Genomic DNA, 22,178 nt, shown 5'->3' on the forward strand with positions numbered 1-22,178 from the left:
GTGCGGGAAGCGCCCGGGCACATCCGTACCCGGGCGCGCGGGCACGTGCGCCCTCAGGCGCCCGGGTACATCCGCCCTCGGGCGCCCGGGTACATCCACCCTCGGGCGCCCGCGCGTTCAGTCGAAGCGACCGCCGGCCGCCGGGCGGACGGCCGCGGCCACCGCCGCCGCCAGCCCCGGCACCTCCGACAGGTCCAGCCCCGACACCGTGATCCGCACGGCGGGCACCGACGCCACCCGGAACCGGGCCCCGGGCGAGACCGCCCAGCCCGCGCCGAGCAGACTCGCCACCGCCGCCGTCTCGTCGGCGACGGGCACCCACACGTTCATCCCGCTCCGCCCCTGGGCCCGCACCCCCCGCTCCGCCAGCGCCGCGACCAGGCCGTCCCGCCGCGCCCCGTAGGACCGCGCGACCGCCGTGGGGTCGACCGCCCCCGCGTTCCACAGCTCCACGACCGTGTACTGCAGCAGCCGGCTCACCCAGCCCGGCCCCAGCCGCTGCCGCCCCCGCACCCGGTCGAGCGTCACGCCGTCGCCGGTCAGCACCGCGAGCCGCAGGTCCGGTCCGTACGCCTTCGCCGTGGAGCGGATCAGCGCCCAGTGCCGGGTCACCCCGCCCAGCGAGTGCAGCGGCAGGTCCACGATGCCGTGCCCGTGGTCATCGTCGATGACGAGCACCTCCGGGTGCGCGGACAGCACCGCCCGCAGCTCCGCCGCCCGCTCCGCGCTCACCGCCGCCCCGGTCGGGTTCTGTGCGCGGGCCGTCACGAGCAGCGCCCGCGCGCCCTCCTCCAGCGCCCGCGCCACTGACCCGGGCACCGGCCCGTCGTCGTCCACGGCCACCGGGAGCACCCGCAGCCCCAGTCCCGGGACCAGGTCCAGCACGCTCCCCCACCCCGGGTCCTCGACCGCCACCGCGTCCCCGGGCCGCAGGTGCGCGGCCAGCACCCGTTCGATGCCGTCCAGCGCGCCCGAGGTCACCGCGATCGCACCGGCCGGCACCCCGTCGGCGTCCAGGCCCGCCCTGGCCAGCCGCGCCAGCTCCGGAACGACCGGCTCCTGCCCGTAGAGGGTGGGCTCCAGGGCGTAGCGGCGCGCCGCGCCCGCCAGCGCGTCGCCCAGCGCGGGCAGCAACGTCACGTCCGGGTTGCCGGAGGTGACGTCGCGCACCCCCGCCGGCACGGCCATCCGCATGCCGTCGCGCGGCGCGGTCGCCGGCCGGGGCCGCACCCGGCTGCCGCGCCGCCCGTCGGTCTCGATGACACCGCGCTCGCGCAGCGTCCGGTACGCCGCGGCCACGGTGTTGGGGTTCACCCCCAGCACGCCCGCGAGCTCCCGCATCGGGGGCAACAGAGTTCCCGGCGCGAGCGCGCCCGATCCGACACCCGCCTCGACACTGGCCGCGATGTCCGATGCGCGGCGCCCGCTGATCAGATAGTCTCCTAGCACAAACACAAGTATGCACTAATACAACGGAGATCGCACGATGAGTGCCAACCCTGCCACGACGCCGACCACGGAAACGGCCGCGGAGACCGAGGCGGCCGCCGGGTACGCCCCGACCGACCGCACCGTCCCCACCCGGTCCCGGGACCGGGCGCGCTACGACCGCGAGACCGTCCACTCCATACTCGACGAGGCCTACGTCTGCCACCTCGGATTCGTCCGCGACGGCGCGCCGGTGGTCCTGCCGACCCTCTTCGGCCGGGTCGGCGAGACCCTCTACATCCACGGCTCCACCGGCTCCCGCCCCCTCCTCGCGGCCGGCAAGGCCGATCCGGGGCTGCCGGTCTGCCTGACCGTGACGCACGTCGACGGCCTGGTCCTGGCCCGCTCGGCCTTCCACCACTCGATCAACTACCGCTCGGTGGTCGTGCACGGCACCGCCTACGAGGTGACCGACCCGGACGAGCGCCGGATGGCGCTCGACGCCCTCGTCGACCACGTCGTGCCGGGCCGCTCCGCCGATTCGCGGCCGGCCAACAACAAGGAGCTCGCGGCCACCGCCGTGATCCGCCTCGACCTGAACGAGGTGTCCGCCAAGCTCCGCACCGGCGGGCCGAACGACGACCCCGAGGACCTGGGGCTGCCGTTCTGGTCCGGTGTGGTGCCGGTCGCGCCGGCGTACGGGACTCCGGTCCCGGCCGCCGACCTGACCCCGGGCATGACGACCCCGGACTACGTCACCGCGCTCTGATCCCGGTCGGCGGGCCGCTCCCGCGGCCCGTCGGCAGGCCCGTCGGCAGGCCCGTCCGCCGACCCCTCGGCCGACCCGTCCGCCGCTCCGTCCGCCGGGCGCCGCGACTCGGCGGCCATCAGCGCCCCCACCGCCGCGAGCAGCAGTACGGTGCCCAGCACCACCGCGCCGGTCAGCCGCTCCCCGAGCACCAGGACGGCGATCGCCGCCGCACCGACGGGCTCGATCAGCATGATCACGGACACCGTCGCGGCCCGCACCGCGGCGGCCCCGCTGAAGTAGAGGGCGTACGCGAGCGCGGTCGGCACGGTGGCCATGTACGCGAGCAGCCAGAGCACCCGTACGGGCTCGCCGGTGTGCGGCAGCAGCCCCTCCACCAGGGCGGCCGGCAGCAGGCACACCGTGCCCACGCCGACCGACCAGACGGTGGTGAGCAGCGGGTCCCCGCCGGTCCCGCGCTGCCCGAGCAGCCTGGCCCGCAGGGTCATCGCCCCGTATCCGGCCGCGGACAGCAGCGCCCAGCCGACACCGAGCGGGCGCACCTCGCCGCCGCCGCTGCCGAGGACGAGCACGGCCAGCCCGGCCAGCGCCCCGCCGACGGCGACGGTCCCGCCCCGGCCGAGCCTCTCGCCCATCCAGTGCCGGGCCCCGAGCGCGATGAGCACGGGCCCGGCCCCGAGGGTGACCACGGTGCCGACCGCGAGGCCCGTCTCGCGCACCGCGGCGAAGTAGGCGGACTGGAAGAGCGTGAAGAGCAGCCCCGTCCCGATGAGCGACCCCACCGAGGGCTTCGCCCGGGCCGCGCCCGCCCCGGCCCGGTCCGCCCGGCCGTCGCGCGCCCCGGGTCCGCCGCCCCGCAGGCGGCGCAGGGCGAGTACGGCGAGCAGCACCGCCAGTCCGCCCGCGCACCTCCAGAACGACAGGGCGAGCGGGCCGAGATCACTGGCGAGGAAGAGCAGCGAGGCGGCCGCCCCGGCGGTCCCCCAGGCGGCTCCGGCGACGACGAGGTACAGCAGACTGCGCCCGATGGCGGGCGAATGGTTCGACACGTGAGATCTCCGCGCGTGCGTGAAGGATGAATGGTGCAGGTCATCGCATCGCGGGCAGCGCGGACCCGCCCGGGGCACTGCCCGGGCCGGGTTCTCGTACGAAGGGGGCCGCCCGCGCTAGGCGGCGGGAGGCGGAAGCACAGTCAGCGGCATGGTCGGCAGCCTAGACCTTGCTCGGATCGCGGTCCAGGGTGGCTGCCGGCTCCGCCGCCAGGTGCGCGGCCGGCCGGGAGGTCTGCGCGATGAAGGCCCCGCCCAGCACCAGCGCGCCGCCGACGATCTGCCAGGTCGCGAGGTGCTCGCCGAGCAGCACCCAGGCCAGTACGGTCGCCACGACCGCTTCCAGGCAGGCCACCACCCCCGCGACCTGCGGCGACAGCTTGCGTACGGAGACCACACCGGTCAGGTACGCGAGGACGGTGGCGATCAGCACCACCCAGCCCAGCAGCACCGACGCGGGCACCATCACCTCACCGAGGGCCGCGTCGCCGCCCAGCACCCGCCAGTCGATCCGCCAGGGCCGGGCGATGGCGGTCATCACGAGCGTGCCGACGATCATGCCGTACGCGATCACGCCCATCGGGTCGGGCACGTCGTCCCCGTCGCTGCCCTGGTCCGCGAAGACGAAGTAGAAGGCCTGGCAGCAGGCCGCCGCGAGGCCGAGCAGGACCCCGAGCAGGTCGAGGCTCAGCCCGGCCCAGATCTGGACCACGCAGGCGAGCCCCACGACGGCCACGGCGGCGCCGGCCGCGGCGGCCCGGGTCACCGGCTTGCGCTGGACGAACCGGATCCAGCCGAGCAGCAGCGCGGGGCCCAAGTACTCCAGCAGGAGGGCCACCCCGACCGGGATCCGGGACAGCGAGGCGAAGTAGAAGGCCTGGACTCCGGCCACCGCGATGAGCCCGAAGCCGGCGAGCAGCAGGGGTTTGCGCCGTACGAGATCGCGATGGCGCCAGGCCAGCGGGGACAGCACGAGGGCTGCCCCGGCGACCCTGAGCCAGACCATGTGCAGCGGGTCCAGACCCGCCTCGATCAGCGGCTTCGCCGCCACACCGGAACCACCGAACGCGATCGCCGAACCGAGGGCGAGGCCCAGTCCGGCATGTCTCCCTGACGCTTGCATTCGGACATCATGACAGGGCTCGTCAGGAGCGTCACGACCATGACACCTGTTGAGACACACCCGATACCGGACGCGGCACAGCGGGCCCGTCCACCGATATCTGACAGGTCGTCAGTCTTGAATGTTGAGTCTGCCGGGACTACCTTCCGCCGCACGTACCTGACGAGAAGGGGTGGTCGCATGGCTGAAGTCACCGCGGAATCACGCATCGAGGCGTCCGCCGCGAAGCTCTGGTCCCAGCTGACCGACTGGGACGCTTACGGCCAGTGGAGCATGACCCACACCAACTTCCCGAAGGGCGGCCCCGAGACCCTCGCGGTCGGATCCACCTTCGCCGAGAACATGAAGATGATGGGCTTCCCCGCCGAGATCCTCTGGACGGTCTCGGAGCTGGAGGAGGAGCGCGTCATCGCCATCACCGGCAAGGGCCCGATGGGCGTGGCGGTCCTGACCCGGTACACCCTGGTCCCGGACGGCGGGGCCACCACGGTGCGCATCGACGGCGAGTTCTCGGGCGCCGCGGTCTCCCTGATGGCGGGCAAGCTCAAGGACTCGGCCACCGCCGCGCTGAACGAATCGCTCCGCAAGCTCGCCGGCCTGGTCTCCTGACCGCCGGCCCACCCGTACGCGCACACGACGGCACACGACAGCCGACGACGGCGCGCCCCGCGAGAGGACTCGCGGGGCGCGCCGTTTTCGTGCGGGAGGTCCCGCCGGACGGGCTCAGTGCTCGTCGGCGAGGATCAGGTAGAGCTTCTTGCGCGTGTCGTTGATGACGGCGAGGGCCTTCTCCCGCTGCGCGGGGGTACCGGTCTTGAAGACCTGGCCGAAGGCTTCCATCAGGCCGAATCCGGCCGTCCGGACCTCGTTCATCGCCTCGAAGTCGAACCCGCGCCCGACTTCCGCCCAGGGGGCGTCCGGGCCGGACTCGGCCTCGGCGCGACCGGCCTCGGTGAGCGTGAACAGCTTCTTGCCGCCCTCGCTCTCGCTGGTGATGAGCCCCTCGTCCTCGAGCATCTGCAGGGTCGGGTAGACCGACCCCGGGCTGGGCTTCCAGGCCCCGCCGCTGCGCTCGCCGATCTCCTGGATCATCTCGTAGCCGTGCATCGGCCGGTCGGCGAGCAGCGCCAGGATGGAGGCGCGCACGTCACCCCGCCGGGCCCGCCCGCGCGGTCCGCCGCGGCCGCCGCGCCCACCGAAGGGCCCGCCGCCGAAGGGCGGCCCGAACGGCCCGAAGGCGGCGCGCCGCCCCGTGAACTCCTCCCGACGGTCCGGCCCGCAGTGGCCGTGACCCCGTCCGTGCTCGTGCTCGTGGTCGTGTCCGTGCTGTCCGTGTGAACGCATGACTGCGCTCCTTTCCTCATCAGGTGATCTCGTTGTCGCTGTTGCGATGTCTCCACTATCTCTGACCCATCGCGATGCGTCAACGATATATCGGAAACTTCCTCAACGAACCCCCCGACCCGAGAACAGGCCGCGCACTGTCCCGACCCCGACGCGCTGCTGCCTCGGCTCCGGCCCGGCTGGAACAGTTCGCGCCGCCGGCGGAAGTCGGGTCGCCCGGGAAGGCTCTGGACCAGACGGTCACGGCACTAAGCTCGCGCCATGTCTAACGATCTCGGTTTCACGTGCTCGTGCTGCGGCGAACACCACGCAGAGCTCCCCATGAGCTACTCGGCCATGGCCCCCGACGTCTGGGATCCCAGCTTCGAGAGCGATCCGGACAGCATGCTGTCGTCCGACCAGTGCGTGATCAAGGGCCAGCACTTCTTCATCAGGGGCCTGATCGAGATACCCGTACACGGCGGCCAGGACGTCTTCTCCTGGGGCGTCTGGATCTCTCTGAGCAGGGACAACTTCGCCCGTGCGGTCGAGGTGTGGGACGCGGAGGGCCGTGAGGCCGAGAAGCCGTACTTCGGCTGGCTCAGCACCGAGCTCGCGCTCTACTCCGAGAGCACCACCGACCTGAAGACCAACGCCCACACGCGACCGGTCGGCAAGCGCCCCTCCATCGAGCTGGAGCCGACCGACCACCCGCTCGCCGTCGAACAGCGCACCGGGATCACCCTGGACCGCGTGCGCGAGATCGCCACGATGGTGCTGCATCCGGCCTGACGGGCAAGCCGCCGCGGCCGTGAGGCCGGTCGAGCCGCGGCGCCGGGATCCTCAGGGCGCCGACACGGCGAGGGTCCCGGAACGGCCGTGATCGACTGAGGCCATGACGCGACTGCTTCCGCGCGCCCTCCAGGCTCTCGACCGGTTCCACACGGACCACCCGTGGGACCACAACGCCCACTACCACCCGTGGATCATGCGGCAGCTTCCCCGGCGCTTCGACCGCGCCCTGGACGTCGGTTCGGGCAGCGGCGATCCGGCCCGGCTCCTCGCCCCGCGTGCCGCGTCGGTCCAGGGCCTCGACGCCGACCCCGCGATCGTCGCCCGGGCGCGCGGGCTCACCGGCGGGACCGCCCCGGTGCGGTTCACCGTCGGGGAGGCGCCGGCCGACGTACCGCCCGGCGACCACCTGCCCGGCGCACGGCTGCGCCGGCGCCCGTTCTGGCGCTGCACGCTGGTCTGGCACCGCCGCTGACGGCTCATGCCTGCCCGGTCTCGAAGCGGCTCACCTTGCCCCCCTCCACCCTGAACCGCCATGCCGTGCGCATCTCGCCCCACGTGTCGTTGCGGAACCTCGCGACCAGGCCGAGCCCGTCCGGCGTCTGGGTTTCCACGTCCATGTGCCCGCCGGCGCCGAAGATCTCCTTCTCGGTCCATTCCGCGAGGTCGCGCTCGGTGCCGTCGTCCGACATCGTGGCGTCCGGGGTGAGGGTGGCGGTGAACTCCCGCCGTACGCCGGCGTTCACGGCTCCGACGAAGGCCCGCACCGCGGGGTCGGTCAGCTCATCGATCTCAACGGTCACTGCCGGCTCCGAAGTCGCTTGAGGGGAAGGGGGCGGGGGGTACCGACAGCAAGTTAGCGATCGCCCTCCGCCGCGACCCCGCAATGACCGCGCGGCGCGCCCCGTGTCGCGCCGCATCGCCCCGTGTCGCCCCGCATCGCGCGTCCCGGTCGGCCCGACGGTCCTGCTGCGCGGCGCCTCCCTGGCTCTCACCATGGACCCGGCCCTCGGCAGAGGCCCCCTCGGCACCCTCGAGAACGCCGACGTCCTGATGCGGAACGGCACCATCACCGCCGTCGGCACGGGCCTGCCGACCCCGCCCGGCACCTGGATCGTGGACGCTTCGGGCAAGCTGGTCATGCCGGGGTTCGTCGATACGCACACCCACCTCTGGCAGGCGGTGATCCGCGGGGGCTGTACCGACGGCGACCTGTTCGGCTGGTTCGCTCGATGTACCGACCCCCAGCGGGGCCGGCTCACCCCCGAGGCCCTGCACAGCTTCGTCCGTCTCGCCGCCCTCGACGCCGTCCAGTCAGGCGTGACCACCCTCGTGGACTGGGTGGACATCTTCTCGTTTGACCTCATCGAGAGCTACGTACGGGCCCTGGCCGGAACCGGAGTGCGGTTCACCTACGCGATGTTCCCTTCCGAAGCCGACCCCGCGCTGGTCACGAAGGTGAAGAAGGAGCTGGTCGACCCCGTTCCGCTCGCCGGCTTCCAGGTCGCCACACACGCGGCGCGCGCCGTCCAACACCTCAACCACGCCCACTGGGAAGCCGCCCAGGATCTCGGGGTCATGCTCAACTCCCACGTCCTGGAACGCCCCGAGCAGCGCGCCGACGACCCCATCGGAGTCCTCACCGACATCGGAGCCCTCGGTCCGCGGCTCCTGATCAACCACGCGATCCACCTGACCGACGACGAGATCGCCGCCGTCGCCGCGCACGACGTGCGCGCGGCCCACTGCCCGCTCAGCAACATGCGGCTGGCCTCCGGCATCATGCGGCTGTCCGAGTTCGGCCGGCGGGGCGTCAAGGTCGGCCTCGGCCTGGACGGCGGAACCAACGACAGCTCGGACTTCCACGCGCTGATGAAGACGGCCATCGGCCTGCAGCGCGCCCGGGCGACGGAGGCCGGGATCTTCCCGCAGGTGCACGACGTCCTGCGGATGGCAACGCTGGGCGGCGCCGAGGCCCTCGGGATCAGCGACCGGGTGGGTTCCCTGACCCCAGGGAAGCGTGCCGACGTCGTGGTCGTCGATCCGGCTGCCCTGAACTTCGCGCCGCGCTTCGACTGGGTCGGCCAGACCGTCTTCAACGGGCGGCCCGAGAACGTCGACGCCGTGTTCGTGGACGGACGGCCCCTGAAGTTCGACGGCCGGCTCGTGGACATCGACACGAACCGCGTCGTACGGGAGGCGGAAGCGGCCGCCACCCGACTCCGCGCGGCCGGATGAACCCCACCGGCCGGGCGGACCGGGGATTCCGCTGACGACGCGTCGGGTGATGGCCGGCTCCAAGCCGTTCCAAGCGTGGGGGTAGCCGTCGGCGTCCGGTCTCATCCGGGTGGCGGTTGCGGGCGTCCCGGACCCCGGAGATCCTCGGCCTCGGTCAGCGGCATGCCGCGGTGAAGCGGGCCGATACGCCTGGGGCAGCGGGTGTCCGGGGCGGGGTGTTCGGGGCCGTCCGGTTCAGCCCCGGAGGGTGGTGAGCCAGTCGGTGAGCAGGCGGTTGACCTCGTCGGGGCGTTCCTGCTGGACCCAGTGGCCGCAGCCTTCCAGCAGGTGGGAGGCGGACAGGGCGGGGAGGGTGGAGGAGTGGGCGTCGATGGCGTCGGCCATCCATTGGGTGGAGGCGTCCAGGGTGCCGCCGATGAAAAGGGACGGCTGCACGATCGGGGCTCCGCGGTGGGGGGCGAGGTCTTCCCAGTCACGGTCCATGTTGCGGTAGCGGTTGAGGGCGCCGGTCAGGCCGGTGCGCTCGAACTCCGCGGCGTAGAAGCTGAGGTCGTCCTCGCTCAGCCAGGCGGGGAGCTTGCCCGTGGGGAAGCGGTCGCGCAGCCGGCCGCCGTGGGTGACGAAGTGCGGGTCGGCCCCGCCCTCGGCGGGCATGGTGTCGGCGGACAGCGCCGCGTAGAAGCCGGCGAGCCAGCCCCGGACGTCGGGCTCGATCTCCGCCTCGGCGCGTCCGGGCTCCTGGAAGTAGGAGACGTAGAACTCCTGCTCAGGGCCGCCGATCCGGCCGAAGACGTCGGTGGGACGGGGGCCGCCGGGCGGTGCGTAGGGGACGCTCAGCAGACCGACGGCGCGGAAGACCTCCGGGTGGAGCAGGGCGGAGGAGGCGGCGATGTTGGATCCCCAGTCGTGGCCGACGATCACCGCGCTCCGCTCGCCCAGGGCGCGCACCGCGGCGACGTTGTCCTCCACCAGGTCGAGCATCCGGTAGGCGTCGGTCGAGGCGGGCTTGGAGGAGCGGCCGTAGCCGCGCACGTCGATCGCCACCGCCCGGTAGCCGGCGGCGGCGAGGACCGGGAGCTGGCGGCGCCAGGAGTACCAGGACTCGGGGAAGCCGTGCACGAGCAGGACCAGCGGGCCGGCGCCCTGCTCGACCAGGTGCAGGCGCCCGGCCGGGGTCTGGATGGTGTGATGGCGGAGCTCGGCTGCCGGCTCGGACTGCATGGGGTTCTCCTCGTTTCACGAGCGGACGCGGGTACCCGTCGATCATGCGGCGGGGCGGCCGCCGGACGCGATCAGCGTTGCCATTCTGGCAAACTCACAGGACAGGGCGGGGAGTGGTACGGCTGGAAGGAGCGGGAACGGTGACAGGCGACGACCCGGACGGCACGTCGGCGGCGATGGGGCCCAGGCTGCGGGCCGCGCGCGAGCGGCACGGCGCCACGCTCGCCGGTATCAGCCGTACGACCGGCATCTCGCCGAGCACGCTGTCGCGGATCGAGACCGGCCGACGCAAACCCACGCTGGAGGTGGTGCTGCAACTGGCGAAGGAGTACGGCGTCTCCCTCGACGAGCTGGCCGGTACCGCGCCCTCCCCGGTGTCCGGGCCGCGCACCTCGGCGCCGCCGAGTCCCGGCGCCGGCAAGGCGGTGCTGCCGCTCACCCGGTACGTCGGCGGCTTGCACGCCCACAAACACGTACTGCCCGCCGTCGAGGAACCGCCCGCGCGGCCCCGGCAGGTCTCCCACGAGGGCTACGAGTGGCTGTGCGTTCTGTACGGGCGACTGTGGCTCGCGCTGGGCAGCCAGGATCTCGTCCTGACCGCCGGGGACGTCGCCGAGTTCGACACCCGCACCCCGCACGGGGTGGCGAACGCCGGACCCGGCGGGCCGGTCGAGTACCTGATCTTGTTCGGGCCGCAGGGCGAACGGCTGCGCCCGCGGACCAGGTCGGACCCCGGCCGCGGGAGCCATTGGCCCGCAGCTCCGTGACCGATCGAGCCCCGGTGCGGCTCGGCGCAACAGGGCGGCCCAGGCCGGCGGAACCACACGGGGTTCCGCCGGTCTGCGGACGTGCGGCAGCCGGACCCAGGGGTGCCGGAACATTTCCGGGTCGGCCGGGGCCCGGACCTCCCCCGTCTGCGCACGGGTCGGCACGAGGAGGGTGCCGGCGCAGACCGGTGGACGCTCAGCAGCCGGACCGCGCGTAGCCTCGGCCGTTCGACGAGCACGCCGCGAAGGCCGTGGCCTCCGGCGCAGGGCCGCCTTGAGGTCTGCCCGACGGAAAGGGCGTGCGTAAGGTCGGCACGAGCCGCGGGCGCCGTGGTCCGGGTGGTGACCTGTGGGAGGAAGACGTGGAAGAGACTGATCACCGGCGGCGGTCGCACTCCGCTGGGGGTGGGCCGGGTGACGGGCTGGACGCTCTGCGCGAGCACGGGTTCGCCCGCTACGGCGCTGAGCAACTCGGTATCGTCCCGGACGGCTCCGCCGCAGGGGACTTGGCCGGTATCCGGGAGGTCTTCGCGACTCTGCCGCCCGACCCGTACGCACCGGGAACGAATCGGTACCGCCGGTACTCGATCGCCGTGTACCTGCCGTGGAAGGACGAACTGTCCTGGATTCCCGGGACCCCGGACCCCGTACACGGTACGGTCACCGACTTCTCCCAGGGCGAGGACGACCCCGTGTCCCCTCGGCCGCGGCGCGTGCTTCCCGACATCCCCGAGGCGCTGCGCGGCAACGCTCTGCTGTTGCGGCTCCTGCGCTGGGACATCGAACAGGTCCTGTCCCTGAAGGATCTGGGGAGACGGCCGCTGTGGGCCGGTGTCCATCTGATCAGGCTCGGCGTCGACCATCCCGGCCAGGCCGCCGTTTCCTCCCCGAACTGCTTGCACCAGGACGGAGGTTCGGCCAGCACCTTCACTTTCGCCCACCTGATCAGCCGTACCAACGTCACCGGCGGCCAGAACGTCATCGCCACACCGGGCAGCGCGGGCCTCCAGCCCGAGGATCCGTGGACGGACATCCACGCCGGCTTCACCCTCACCGACCCCCTGGATGGCTACGCCGTCCACGACCACAGGGTCAGCCACTACGTCGGCCCGGTCCGGGCGGGCTCCGAGCCCGGACCGGGTGAACGGTCCGTCCTCATCGTCGGCATCGCCCCGTACGTACCCCAGCTGTGACATGGACACCGACGCCTCCCGAGCCCGCCGACACGCATCCGTGGGCGCGGGCCGGACATCCACCGGCAGGGGCGGGGCGGTCTCGGACCCCGAGAGGTCGTGATCAGCGCTGTCTGGAGGCGCACCACCAGGCGGCCATGGCTGCCAGGACGAGGGCTCCGGCGGCGGCGACGCCCGGCCGGTCGCCGGGCGTCACGTAAAGCGCGGCGCCGGTCAGGGTGAGGACCGCACCCGCCGCGAAGAGGGGCGAGGCCGGACAGCACAGAGATCGGCGGCTCACAGCCGGACTCCGGGCAGGACGGTCTGTACGGGAGGATGGCATGTGCGGGCTCCTGGCGGGGAGTGCTCTCGTCCGGCACAGCGTCCCACGGCCCGCCCGCCCTGTCCGGTGGTTGTGTCCGGTCTCTCAGCCGGGCGCCCTCCCACGACAAGCTCTGCACGGTCAGCCGCACAGTGGAAGCCGGAACGCCGGTCACCGTGAAGGTCGTCGATACGGACTGACCCACTGCTGTTCGACCGCCCTGGTGGGGTCCGCCGCCCGGGCCTCAGACGGGTTCGGTGGCGAAGAGTTCCAGGTGGGCGCAGCGGGGGCAGCGGTACGCCTCGATGCGGCGGCGAGGCCGGCCCAGGCGTTTGGCGCCCCCGAACACGCCTCGCTCCAGCGGCCCGGCGATCCAGCGGGCGTAGCCGCGGGCGCCCTCCCCCGCGTCCTCGACGAAGCCGGGTTCGAGGCCGACGGCGCCGCAGTACGTGCACTTCATCCCATCCATCGGACGAGTGTACGAAGTGGGTTGGGACCTCTTGTCGGCGTACCCATCACACTATTGCGAGATGCCTTCGCGCTGCCGCTCGCGAGCCCGTGACGTTTCCGCTTCTTCCTTCACCCGGGCGATCCGCGCGTTGTTCGGGACGATCTGTTGTCGCAGTGTGACGACAGGATTCCGTAGCTCGCCGCACTGGCCGCGTTCCCCGCCGCGGCGACCAGACTCATCGCCCGGAGCATGGGCGAGGACCAGTACCACCGGGCACCGACGCCGATGTCCTCCTTGACGCTTCTCACCGTCAGCGGCTTGTGCTCCGCCTCCTGGCGGCGCTTGGCTGCTGCGGGGATCAGAGCGAGCAGGCCCACCGCGGCCAGGTAACCCGCTGTGCCCAGGGCGAAGGGTGCGAACGCCGCGGCGGCGAAGATGAACCCGCCGACCGGAGGCCCGACGAATTCGTTGCAGATGACGTACGTCGTCTGCAGTCGGCCGTTGGCCCGGGCCAGGTCCTTCGGCTCGACGAGCGTCGGCAGCCACGCGGCTGTCGAACTGTCGTACAGGGTCTCGGCGGTGCCGATCGCGAAGAAGACCACGTACAGCAGCGACATCGACATGCTGTCGCAGACCACCGCGGCCGGAGTCCGGCACGCAAGCGGCCAGGGCCGCCCCGTGGCGGGAGCGCCCGGACGGGAGCGGGCCATTGATCCCGCTACTCGATGCGGCCGAGGAAGCCGAGAACCCGATGCGTGAGCTCCGTTGCGGCCTGCTCCTCGTAGGAGGGGAGGCTGCTGTCGGTGAACAGGTGCCTGTCGCCGGGGTAGAGGAACAGCTCGGCATCCGCCGTCGTCCCGACGAGCGCGCGGGCGGCGTCCACATCGCCCTCCCCCGCGAAGAACGGATCCGCGTCCATGCCGTGGACCTGAACCGGCACGTCCTGGGGCCAGGCCCCGCCGAACTCCGATACCGGGACGCACGCCTCGAGCAACAGCGCGCCCTTTGCGCCGGGGCGGGTCTGGGCCAGCTTCTGCGCCGGCAGGACGCCGAGCGAGAACCCGACGTAAACGAGCTCTGCGGGCAGTTCCCCGGCCGCGGCGATGCCGCGCGCGGTGATCGTGGCGAACCCGGCCTTCTCGGCGTACCCGATGCCTTCATCCAGGCTGTCGAACACCCGGCCCTCGTACAGGTCCGGAACGTGGACGGTGTGTCCGGCCCGCCGCAAGTGCCCGGCGAACGCGCGAACACCGGCGGTCAACCCGTGCCCGTGGTGGAAAACCAGCACCTCAGCCATCGTGCTCCCCTCGCACTGCGGTGCCCGAGCGGCGCCGCGGCACGAGTATGGCCCGCAGCACTGACATCCGCGGGAACCGGTGGCTCCACCGGTGCGCACCGTGCGTCCGGTGGCCGCCGCTCGGCACAGCCCGGTCGGTCCGCCGGCTGATCGTCCCCCTGCGCGAGCACGTGGTTCCAGGCCAGCGTCCTTCGCCGACAGGGCCCCGGAGGTCCGCCGGCGAACTCCAGCAGGGTGTTTGTGTGTGGCAAGGGAGTGTCCGACTCCGCAGGGGTTGCACGATATCGGCGGATAAAGCCTCATTCTGGGCCTGCAATCAGCGGATCTCGGAAATGAGACACATGAGCGTTCCCCCAAGAGTCCCCGGCCACGGGGCCCGGCAATGGCTGGGGGGCCTGGCCGTGCTGCTGGCCGTTCCGGCCCTCGCCGCGCCGCCGCCCGCCTTCGCAGGTCCGGGGCTCCGTGCCGACGGTTCGGTCACCGTGACCGTGGTCCGGGACGTCGACTCCGACGGCAGCTGGACCCCGGCCCTGGAGGTCGGCGAGCAGGGCATCCCGGTGACGCTCACCGACACCTCGGGCAAGAGCGGCCGGGGCGTCACCGGTCCCGACGGCACGGTGGTGCTGGCCCCCGGCGCGCTCGGGCTCACCGGCGGCCGCTATCGCGTGGAAGCCGTCATTCCGCCCGCCAAGCCGTACCTGCGGCCCGCGCAGGCCGGCGGCCCCGCGCCGTCCCTGTCCTCGCTGGTGGAGTTCGTCGACGTCACGAGCGGGAACGCCTCGGTGGTCACGGGCGTCCACAACCCGGCCGACTACTGCCAGGCCAACCCGGACCTCGCCACCCCCTGCCACCACCAGAGCGCGCCGGGCCGGCCGGGTACCAAGGCCCTGGTCTCGTGGCCGTACGACCGCACCGGTGACAGTCCGGCCCCGGCCGACGAGACCACGTACGAGGAGACCGGAGCCACCTACGGCCTCGCCCACCGCCGCGACACCGACCAGCTGTTCACCGGTGCGCTGACCAAGCGGCTGATGCCCTACGGTCCCGCGGGCCCGGGCGGGATCTACGTCGTCGACCGGGGCAGCAGGACGACCTCGCTGTTCGCGACCGTTCCCGACGCGGGGGACGCCACGCATTCGAGCGACCTCACCCGCGACACCATGGAGATCAACAACGCGGTCGGCAAGGAGGGCCTCGGCGACCTCGACCTCGCGGACGACGGCCGCACCCTCTACGCCGTCGGCCTCAAGGCCAAGAGCCTGTTCGTCTACGACACCGAAGGCGCGGGCCCCGGCAAGCCGCCCGCCACGGCGACGCAGGTCATCCCCATTCCCGACCCCGGCTGTCCCGGCGGCGCCGCGGACTGGCGCCCGTACGGCCTCGGCGCGCACGACGGAGCCGTGTACGTCGGCGGCACGTGCAGTGCGGAGACCTCGCAGAAGGACGAGGACCTGCGGGCCTTCGTACTGAAGCTGAACGGCACCGCCTTCGAGACGGTGATCGGCCACGGCCTCGGTGCCGAGCGCGGCATGGGGTACGCGGCCACCCTGGGCGACACCCACTGGCGGCACTGGCTCCCGACCTGGGACCCGTACGCCTGGTTCAAGCAGTCCAACTTCCCGCAGCCGCTCCTCTCCGACATCGTCTTCGACCGCGACGGATCGATGGTCCTGGGGTTCCGGGACCGGCTCGGCGACCAGGCGGGCTACGAGGCCCTGCCGCCCGAAGGCAGCACCACCGACGCCCCCACCACGCAGCGGTCCCTCTTCCCCGCGATGGGGGACATCACCCGCGTCTGCAAGACGGCCGGCGGGTGGGTCTGGGACAGTGAGTCGGAGGCCTGCCCCAACCACTTCACGCCGGGCAGCGCGCCGCCCCAGCAGGACGGCGTCAAGGAGTACTACTACGCCGACTCCACGCTCGGCCAGCTCGCCGAATCCCTCCAGGGGGGCCTGGCGTTCGCGCCGCGGTTCACCAAGACCGTCTCCACGATCGTGGACCCCCTGACCATCTTCTCCGGCGGCGTGCGCAAGTTCGACAACACCACCGGCGCGGGTTCGGAGGACTACCAGGTCGACGGCGGCCAGGGCTCCTTCGGCAAGGCGAACGGGCTCGGAGACCTGGAACTGCTCTGCGACGAGGCACCGGTACAGATCGGCAACCGCGTCTGGTTCGACCGCGACCGCGACGGGATCCAGGGCCCGGGTGAGGAGCCCCTCCCGGGCGCCACGGTGACCCTCAAGGACAAGGACGGGACCGTCCTCGAGACCACGACGACCAACGACCGGGGTGAGTACTACTTCCAGGTCAAACCGCGCACCGACTACCAGATCACGTTCGACGTGAAGACGGCGGACACCGGCGCCATCCCGGAGAAGCCCGCCCCGGCCGATCTGGTGCCCACGGCGAAGGAAAGCGGCCCCGACCGCTCGGTGGACTCCAACCCGGATCCCGCCACTCAGACCGAGTCGTTTCGCACCGGCGGCGCGGGCGAGAACGACCACACGCACGACGCCGGCTACTACATCCCGCCGACCGGTTCGGTGAGCGTCGTCAAACACGCCGCCGGGACGAACCGGCCGCTGGCGGGCGCGGTGTTCCAGCTGTGGCACGAGACCAACGGGCGTCCCGGCCTCCAGACCGAGGACCCGGATGCCGACGTCCGTGTGGGCGCCGCCTGCACCACCGGAGCCGACGGCATCTGCACCCGTACGGGCCTGCCCCTGGGCAGCTACTACTGGCAGGAGACCGCCGCCCCGCACGGCTACCGGCTGCCGGACCCGGCCGTGAGCGGACCGCACGAGCTGACGGCGCAGGCCTCCGACCAGGCGCTGCGCGTCACCCTCACCAACCAGGCCGTGCTCGGCAGGATCGCGGTCCTCAAGAAGGACGCCACCACCGGCAGGCCGCTGCGCGGAGCCGTCTTCGAACTGTGGCAGGAGACCAACGGGCGTCCCGGGCTCCAGACGACGGGTGCGCCCGCGGACACCAGGACCGGTCCGGCCTGCGCCACTGACACCGCGGGACGCTGCGGCTTCGCCGGTCTCGCGCTGGGCACCTACTACCTGCGGGAGACGGCGGTGCCCGAGGGGTACCGGCTGCCCGCCCGTCCGGTCAGCGGACCGCACACCGTGACGGTCGACAACGCCGAGGCCGGGATCCGGCTCACGCTGACGAACGAGCGGGGTGAGCCCGACAAGGGCAAGGACCACAAGGGACCGCGCTGAGCGCACCCGCTTTCCACCGGGCCCCGGCCGCTCGCGGCCGGGGCCCGGTGCGTCACCCGCTACCCCGGATATCAGTTCCCCGTTCCCCGTTGCCCATGGAGCGCGGGCACGAAGTACAGCCCCGAGCCGACGGTCTCGGTGAACGCGCCCAATGCGTCGGCCGCCGCCAGCCGCCGCTGGACCCGTGCGAACAGCCGCGGGTCGTTCAGGTAGGCCAGGAACAGCAGGCCGCGGTCCGCGGGCCCGTTGTCGTACGAGTACCCGCGGCGCAGCATCCGGGCCCCCGCGTCGTAGCGCGAGTGCGCCAGCCGGACGTGGGAGTTCGCCGGGAGTACGTACCGTCCCTCCGGGGTCTTCGCGAACAGGTCGACCTCCTGCCGTTCCGGGCCGCCCCCCAGCGGTCCCCCGCTGTCCCGGCGGCGCCCGATGACCTGCTCCTGCCGGGCGACCGGCAGCGCCAGGAACTCCGCCACCCCGACCCGGATCCGGCGCAGGACGAGGTAGCAGCCGCCGGCGTACGGACCTCCGGCGATCCACACCGAGCGTTCGGTCTCCTGCGGGCCGGGGTTCGCGGTGCCGTCCTTGAATCCGAGGAGGTTGCGCGGCGCTTCCCCGGGGGCGGCCGCGGGAACCGAGCCGGCCTGCCGCCAGCGCGGCCGGAGGCCGGAGCCCGCCGCCTCGTCCAGGGCCCGGCCCAGTCGGGTGCAGGCCTCGGCGCTCGGAGCGCAGATCTGAACCAGGAGGTCGCCGCCGCCCGCGTCCGGGTCGAGGCGGTCGCCCGCGAAGGGGGGCAGCTCGCGCAGCTCGGGCGGCACGACGCCGGAGCCGGGACCGTCCCCAGGGGGCCCGAACGCCCGCGGTCCGTACGCGAGGGTCGCCGTGAGCGCGGGACCTGTGTTCACGCCCTCGCGGGCGAAGACCTCCGGCCACCGCGCGGCCGCGGAGCGGACGGTGGACGGGACCGCGGCGCCGGGGGCGCCCGTGCCGTCGTACGAGATCAGCAGCACGTGCCGCGGCTGCGGATCGGTGATGCCCCGCTGGCGGCCGGACGCCCGGGTGCCGGGGGCGGGGGTCGCGCCACGGGAGCCGGCAGCCGGGGTAGGGGTAGCGGTAGGGGTACGGGTACGGGAGCCGGCCGGACCGCATCCGCTGACCGCGAGGGACGCGACACCGACCGCACCGACCAGCTCGCGACGACTGAGCAAGACCACGACTGCGCCCCTGAATTCATCTGACAAATAGGTGAAAATGGCATCCCGGGTATCCGGGACGATACACCTCTCTCCATGCGATCCCGCCTCCGCGCCCTGCTCGCCGCCGCCACCGTCCTGGCGGCCCTGGCGAGCGCCTCCTGCGCCCCGCCCACCGACGACTCCTCCGGATCCTCCGGCTCCTCCGGCTCCTCCCGCGGACCGCTCGTCCTGCGCGTCCCGGCGGATTTCCCCTCCCTCCAGAAGGCCGTGGACCGGGCCCGCCCCGGCGACCTGGTCCTGGCCGCCCCGGGCACCTACCGCGAGAGCGTCACCCTCGCCACTCCCCGCGTCGTCCTGCGGGGAGCCGACCGCAACTCCACCGTGATCGACGGGGAGTTCCGGCGCGCCAACGGGATCACCGTCACCGGCGCGGGGTCGGCCGTGGAGAACCTGACCGTGCGCAACCACCTGGCGAACGGCCTGCTGATCACCGGCGTCACCGACGCCTCCCGTCAGGCGGGCGCGGGCGGCGGCAAGCACTACGAGCGCCTGGACACCCGCCTCCACCCTCCGCTGCACGGCTTTCGCGCCTCGTACGTCACGGCGCACAACAACGCTCTGTACGGGATCTACGCGTTCGACGCGAGCGAGGGCGTCATCGAGCACTCCTACGCCTCCGGCCACGCGGACTCGGGGATCTACGTGGGCCAGTGCTCGCCCTGCCGGACGGTCGTCCGTGACAACACCGTCGAGCACAACGCGGTCGGGCTGGAGGTCACCAACGCCTCGCAGGACCTGTACTTCCTGGGCAACCTCTCCCGCCTGAACCGCGTCGGGGCGGCCGTGAACTCCAACGACCTGGAGTCCCTCGCTCCGCAGCGCGGGGCCGTCTTCGCCGGGAACACGCTCGTCGACAACAACGACGCGGCGAGCCCGGAGCAGGCGGACGGCGGCTTCGGCATCGGGATCGGCATCGGCGGCGGCCGGGACAACGTCCTGGAGCGCAACCTGATCGGCGGCAACCGGCACGCCGGTGTCCTCCTCGCCGATGTCCTCGGCTACCCGGTCACCGGCAACAGGGTCGGGGCCAACCGGGTGACCAGCAACGGCACCGACCTCATCCTGGCCGCCGCCGGCGCCGCCGGGAACTGCTTCGCCGGCAACGGCGAGATGACGGCCTCGCCCGACGGCCTGGCCGGCGCGGCCCGGTGCGGCCAGCCCGCGGCCCCGCTGTCCCCGGCTGCCGGGCCACCCCCTCCGTCCGCCCCCGCGGGGCTGTCGTTCCGGCGGGTGCCCGCGCCCGCGCCGCAGCCCTCGATGCCGGGCCCGGGCACGGCCCCTGGCAGCCCGGCCGCCGCGATGCCCCCCGCGGACCCCGCGCGCTACCCGTTGCCGTCCCGCGGCTGAGGAGGCGCGGTCGCGGTGGGCCCGGCAGGGGCCACGGGCCCGGCGTGCGAACCGGTGAAATCCACCGTCGCCGCCGGGCCCTCGCCGGTCAGGCGCGCCTCGACCCGGCGCACGGCGCCCTTCGCGTCGACCCAGTACGTCAGCGGCGAGGCCCGGGCCCCTTCTCGGCCCGGGGGCCTCGGGCCCGCGAAGACCTCGTACGGACCTTCCCCCCCGCCTTCCCGCCCGTCCGCGTCCGGCAGCCTTCGCCGCCCGAGCCACTGGGCGCCCGACTGCGCGAGGAGCTGCGCGTTCTCCGGACGGTCCTGCCCCAGCTGGAGGGTCAGGAGCAGCGCCCGGTCCAGCGGGTCCCGGGTGTAGGGCCGCCGCGACCAGCGCCGGGGGCCTCCGGCCGGGTCCACGGACACGCTCCCGGCGTCCCAGGCCAGGGCCCCGCCGGCCGCGGGCCGTCCGGGGACCGTGAAGGTCCCCGAGGCGCGGCGCGTGCGGTAGTCCACCACCCCGGTGACGACGGTGACCCCCGCCGGGCCGGGAACGCGTACGGTCAGGGCCGCGGGACTCGACTCGTAGGCCGACAGCCGTACGAGCGCCAGCAGCTGGGCCTCGTCCTGGGTGACCGGGCGTCTCACCTCGCCGCTCACCTCGCCGCCGCCGCAGCCGGCCAGGAGAGCCAGCGCCGCGGCGAGCGGCGCGCGCAGGAACCTCACTCGTGCGGGCACAGGGACACCCCACCACCGCGGACCCGGATGGCCCCGCACCACGGCGCGCGACACGGCCGGACGTGCTCGAATGCGGGCAAGGGGTCCGCGTTCCGTCGTCGCGCGGGATCCCGCGCGGGGGCACACGTCTGGAGGCCGCACCTTGCCCGCACCACGGCACCGTCGGCGCCCGAGGGGCGTCCTGCTCCCGGCGTCCCTCACCTGGCTGCTGGCGATGTTCCCGACGCCTGCGGGGGCTGATGCCGTCACTCCCGGCGCACCCCCGGCCGCCTGCACCGCCGACACCGGTCCGTACCAGTGGGAGATGGAACAGTACCTGCGTCTGCCCGCCGACGGCCGCCAGAGCACGGCCGACTGCGAGGCCATCCGCGCGTTCCAGCAGCGCGAACGGCTCGCGCCCGCCGACGGCAGCGCGAACCTGGCAACGTACCGCACGACCCTGGTCGTCGAGGAACGCCGCCACCCCAACCGGGACGCCAAGTGCCCGGCCGGTGAGCGCAGGGTCGTGTGCGTGGACCTCACCCGGCAGCTGTTGTGGGTGCAGTACGACGGCACGCAGGTCTACCGGGCGGTCCCGGTCCGCACCGGCAGGTGGGGGCAGCAGACCCGCGAGGGCCGGCACGAGATCACCGACCGCGTCATCGACGAGACGTCCGATCTGTACGACGACGCCCCCATGCCCTACGCCCAGTACTTCTCCGGCGGCCAGGCCCTGCACGGCGTGTACGGCGGCCTCTTCAACGGCGGCGGGTCGGCGGGCTGCATCAACCTGCAGCTCGCGGACGCGGAGCGCCTCTGGAACACCACCAGCACCGGCGACACCGTGTTCGTCTGGGGCCGCAAGCCGGCCACCTAGGACGAGGCCGGGCTGCCGGTGAGGACCGTACGGTCCTCCCGGCTCCGGAACGCCCGGCCGGCACGAGCGCGAAAGTCGGCGGCCGTCGTGGCGCCACGCGTGGCACCACGCCCACGGGTCTCGGTCACCAGATGCTCGTGGAGTCGCCGTTGATCACGATGGCCTGGCCGTCGCGCAGGGCCCGATGGGCGATGCCTCCGGCGCGGTAGCGGTCGGCGACGATGCCGAGGACTTCGGATTCGGGATGTCCGGGCGAGTCGACGTGGGGTACGACGATGTAGTCGAGGAGGGCCAGTCCGTCCCAGCGGGCCGGGTCGCCGTAAGCGGCGCGTACTGCCTGCGGATCGTCGCACTGCTCGAGTCCGTGCAGGTCAGGAGCCAGCACGCAGGCGCCGGCACTGTAGCCGGCATAGACGATGGCGTCCTGCCGCACCAGATCGGCCAGGGCGGTGTCGGCACCGCTGCGGGCCAGGGCCTGGCGCAGGACGAATACGTTGCCGCCACGGACCCAGACCAGGGAGCACCGGGCGAGAACAGCCGCGACCTCATCGGCGGGCTTGCCGAAGAACGCGCGCAAGTCGACTTCGACTGGCCGCAGTCCGAGCTCGGCCAGCGCACCGAGTTCCCGCTCGACCGCGGTCCGGCGCTCGCTGTCCGGCAGGGCGTCCATCGCGTTGGCGATCACCGCGACGTCAACAGGGGAGGCTTGAGGGGCCAGAAGCCCCAGCATCCGGCCCGGGTGGTCGCCCGTCCGGAAGGAAGAGAGGTACATCCGCATCCATGGACCCTAGTACGCGCGGAGCGTGAGCCGGCAACGGGCGAAC

The 22,178-nt window shown here is 73.0% G+C and carries 23 protein-coding genes; 10 read left to right on the top strand and 13 right to left on the bottom strand.

From position 1 onward, the window contains the following. Positions 1–117 precede the first annotated feature (117 nt). Positions 118–1,449: an aminotransferase class I/II-fold pyridoxal phosphate-dependent enzyme gene (locus DRB89_RS26795; protein ID WP_112463446.1), complete on the bottom strand. Its 1,332-nt coding sequence runs from the start codon at positions 1,447–1,449 to the stop codon at positions 118–120. A gap of 37 nt (positions 1,450–1,486) precedes the next feature. Here DRB89_RS26795 and DRB89_RS26800 point away from each other — a divergent pair, with 37 nt between their 5' ends. After that, positions 1,487–2,197 (top strand): pyridoxamine 5'-phosphate oxidase family protein, encoded by a 711-nt coding sequence (locus DRB89_RS26800; RefSeq protein ID WP_112452196.1) that lies wholly within the window; start codon positions 1,487–1,489, stop codon positions 2,195–2,197. Here DRB89_RS26800 and DRB89_RS26805 read toward each other — a convergent pair. Together DRB89_RS26805 and DRB89_RS26810 are read right to left on the bottom strand one after the other, a co-directional pair. After that, positions 2,179–3,246: an EamA family transporter gene (locus DRB89_RS26805; RefSeq protein ID WP_162688731.1), complete on the bottom strand. Its 1,068-nt coding sequence runs from the start codon at positions 3,244–3,246 to the stop codon at positions 2,179–2,181. The genes DRB89_RS26800 and DRB89_RS26805 overlap by 19 nt on opposite strands. 163 nt (positions 3,247–3,409) lie before the next feature. Then, positions 3,410–4,369, bottom strand: a complete 960-nt coding sequence (locus tag DRB89_RS26810; protein WP_112452197.1) for a DMT family transporter — start codon at positions 4,367–4,369, stop codon at positions 3,410–3,412. A gap of 180 nt (positions 4,370–4,549) precedes the next feature. Between DRB89_RS26810 and DRB89_RS26815 the strand changes: the two genes are divergently transcribed. Beyond that, positions 4,550–4,978: an SRPBCC family protein gene (locus DRB89_RS26815; protein WP_112452198.1), complete on the top strand. Its 429-nt coding sequence runs from the start codon at positions 4,550–4,552 to the stop codon at positions 4,976–4,978. Positions 4,979–5,092: 114 nt separating this feature from the next. Here DRB89_RS26815 and DRB89_RS26820 read toward each other — a convergent pair whose 3' ends face one another. Further along, complete coding sequence (locus DRB89_RS26820; protein WP_112452199.1) at positions 5,093–5,713, bottom strand: PadR family transcriptional regulator; 621 nt, start codon at positions 5,711–5,713, stop codon at positions 5,093–5,095. A gap of 261 nt (positions 5,714–5,974) precedes the next feature. Between DRB89_RS26820 and DRB89_RS26825 the strand changes: the two genes are divergently transcribed. Then, entirely contained in the window at positions 5,975–6,484 is a 510-nt protein-coding gene (locus tag DRB89_RS26825; protein ID WP_112452200.1) for a DUF2199 domain-containing protein, read from the top strand. A gap of 103 nt (positions 6,485–6,587) precedes the next feature. After that, complete coding sequence (locus tag DRB89_RS26830; RefSeq protein ID WP_112452201.1) at positions 6,588–6,959, top strand: class I SAM-dependent methyltransferase; 372 nt, start codon at positions 6,588–6,590, stop codon at positions 6,957–6,959. Positions 6,960–6,963: 4 nt separating this feature from the next. On the opposite strand, the gene DRB89_RS26835 is transcribed toward DRB89_RS26830, so the two are convergent. After that, positions 6,964–7,287, bottom strand: a complete 324-nt coding sequence (locus tag DRB89_RS26835; RefSeq protein WP_112452202.1) for a nuclear transport factor 2 family protein — start codon at positions 7,285–7,287, stop codon at positions 6,964–6,966. Between the two features lie 103 nt (positions 7,288–7,390). On the opposite strand from DRB89_RS26835, the gene DRB89_RS26840 reads away from it, so the two are divergent. Then, complete coding sequence (locus tag DRB89_RS26840; RefSeq protein ID WP_239516351.1) at positions 7,391–8,722, top strand: amidohydrolase family protein; 1,332 nt, start codon at positions 7,391–7,393, stop codon at positions 8,720–8,722. A 234-nt stretch (positions 8,723–8,956) separates the two neighbouring features. Here DRB89_RS26840 and DRB89_RS26845 read toward each other — a convergent pair whose 3' ends face one another. Further along, positions 8,957–9,943, bottom strand: a complete 987-nt coding sequence (locus DRB89_RS26845; RefSeq protein WP_112450885.1) for an alpha/beta hydrolase — start codon at positions 9,941–9,943, stop codon at positions 8,957–8,959. Positions 9,944–10,083: 140 nt separating this feature from the next. Between DRB89_RS26845 and DRB89_RS26850 the strand changes: the two genes are divergently transcribed. Both DRB89_RS26850 and DRB89_RS26855 read left to right on the top strand, forming a co-directional pair. Continuing rightward, positions 10,084–10,710, top strand: coding sequence for a helix-turn-helix transcriptional regulator (locus DRB89_RS26850; protein ID WP_112450884.1), 627 nt, complete (start codon positions 10,084–10,086; stop codon positions 10,708–10,710). A 362-nt stretch (positions 10,711–11,072) separates the two neighbouring features. Further along, a complete protein-coding gene (locus DRB89_RS26855; protein WP_162688732.1) occupies positions 11,073–11,903 on the top strand; it encodes a 2OG-Fe dioxygenase family protein in 831 nt (276 codons plus the stop codon). A gap of 103 nt (positions 11,904–12,006) precedes the next feature. On the opposite strand, the gene DRB89_RS43165 is transcribed toward DRB89_RS26855, so the two are convergent. The 4 genes from DRB89_RS43165 to DRB89_RS26870 form a co-directional block, all read right to left on the bottom strand. Continuing rightward, positions 12,007–12,183 (bottom strand): hypothetical protein, encoded by a 177-nt coding sequence (locus tag DRB89_RS43165; protein ID WP_162688733.1) that lies wholly within the window; start codon positions 12,181–12,183, stop codon positions 12,007–12,009. A gap of 265 nt (positions 12,184–12,448) precedes the next feature. Beyond that, the gene (locus DRB89_RS26860) at positions 12,449–12,673 is read right to left on the bottom strand and encodes a hypothetical protein (RefSeq protein ID WP_112450882.1); all 225 of its coding nucleotides are present in this window, start codon (positions 12,671–12,673) and stop codon (positions 12,449–12,451) included. 110 nt (positions 12,674–12,783) lie between these two features. After that, a complete protein-coding gene (locus DRB89_RS26865; RefSeq protein ID WP_204358156.1) occupies positions 12,784–13,278 on the bottom strand; it encodes an MFS transporter in 495 nt (164 codons plus the stop codon). Between the two features lie 95 nt (positions 13,279–13,373). Continuing rightward, the gene (locus DRB89_RS26870) at positions 13,374–13,952 is read right to left on the bottom strand and encodes a dienelactone hydrolase family protein (RefSeq protein WP_112450880.1); all 579 of its coding nucleotides are present in this window, start codon (positions 13,950–13,952) and stop codon (positions 13,374–13,376) included. A 341-nt stretch (positions 13,953–14,293) separates the two neighbouring features. On the opposite strand from DRB89_RS26870, the gene DRB89_RS26875 reads away from it, so the two are divergent. Then, complete coding sequence (locus DRB89_RS26875; protein WP_162688735.1) at positions 14,294–17,179, top strand: SpaA isopeptide-forming pilin-related protein; 2,886 nt, start codon at positions 14,294–14,296, stop codon at positions 17,177–17,179. 71 nt (positions 17,180–17,250) lie between these two features. On the opposite strand, the gene DRB89_RS26880 is transcribed toward DRB89_RS26875, so the two are convergent. Continuing rightward, positions 17,251–18,390: a Dyp-type peroxidase gene (locus DRB89_RS26880; RefSeq protein WP_162689098.1), complete on the bottom strand. Its 1,140-nt coding sequence runs from the start codon at positions 18,388–18,390 to the stop codon at positions 17,251–17,253. A gap of 75 nt (positions 18,391–18,465) precedes the next feature. Between DRB89_RS26880 and DRB89_RS26885 the strand changes: the two genes are divergently transcribed. Continuing rightward, a complete protein-coding gene (locus DRB89_RS26885; RefSeq protein ID WP_112450877.1) occupies positions 18,466–19,779 on the top strand; it encodes a right-handed parallel beta-helix repeat-containing protein in 1,314 nt (437 codons plus the stop codon). Here DRB89_RS26885 and DRB89_RS26890 read toward each other — a convergent pair. After that, positions 19,755–20,498: a hypothetical protein gene (locus tag DRB89_RS26890; RefSeq protein WP_162688737.1), complete on the bottom strand. Its 744-nt coding sequence runs from the start codon at positions 20,496–20,498 to the stop codon at positions 19,755–19,757. The genes DRB89_RS26885 and DRB89_RS26890 overlap by 25 nt on opposite strands. 142 nt (positions 20,499–20,640) lie before the next feature. Between DRB89_RS26890 and DRB89_RS26895 the strand changes: the two genes are divergently transcribed. Further along, positions 20,641–21,354, top strand: coding sequence for a L,D-transpeptidase (locus DRB89_RS26895; protein ID WP_239516352.1), 714 nt, complete (start codon positions 20,641–20,643; stop codon positions 21,352–21,354). A gap of 124 nt (positions 21,355–21,478) precedes the next feature. On the opposite strand, the gene DRB89_RS26900 is transcribed toward DRB89_RS26895, so the two are convergent. Further along, a complete protein-coding gene (locus DRB89_RS26900) occupies positions 21,479–22,132 on the bottom strand; it encodes a Type 1 glutamine amidotransferase-like domain-containing protein (protein ID WP_112450874.1) in 654 nt (217 codons plus the stop codon). Between the last annotated feature and the right edge of the window lie 46 nt (positions 22,133–22,178).

Source organism: Streptomyces sp. ICC4 (assembly GCF_003287915.1).
Classification (GTDB): domain Bacteria; phylum Actinomycetota; class Actinomycetes; order Streptomycetales; family Streptomycetaceae; genus Streptomyces; species Streptomyces tritrimontium.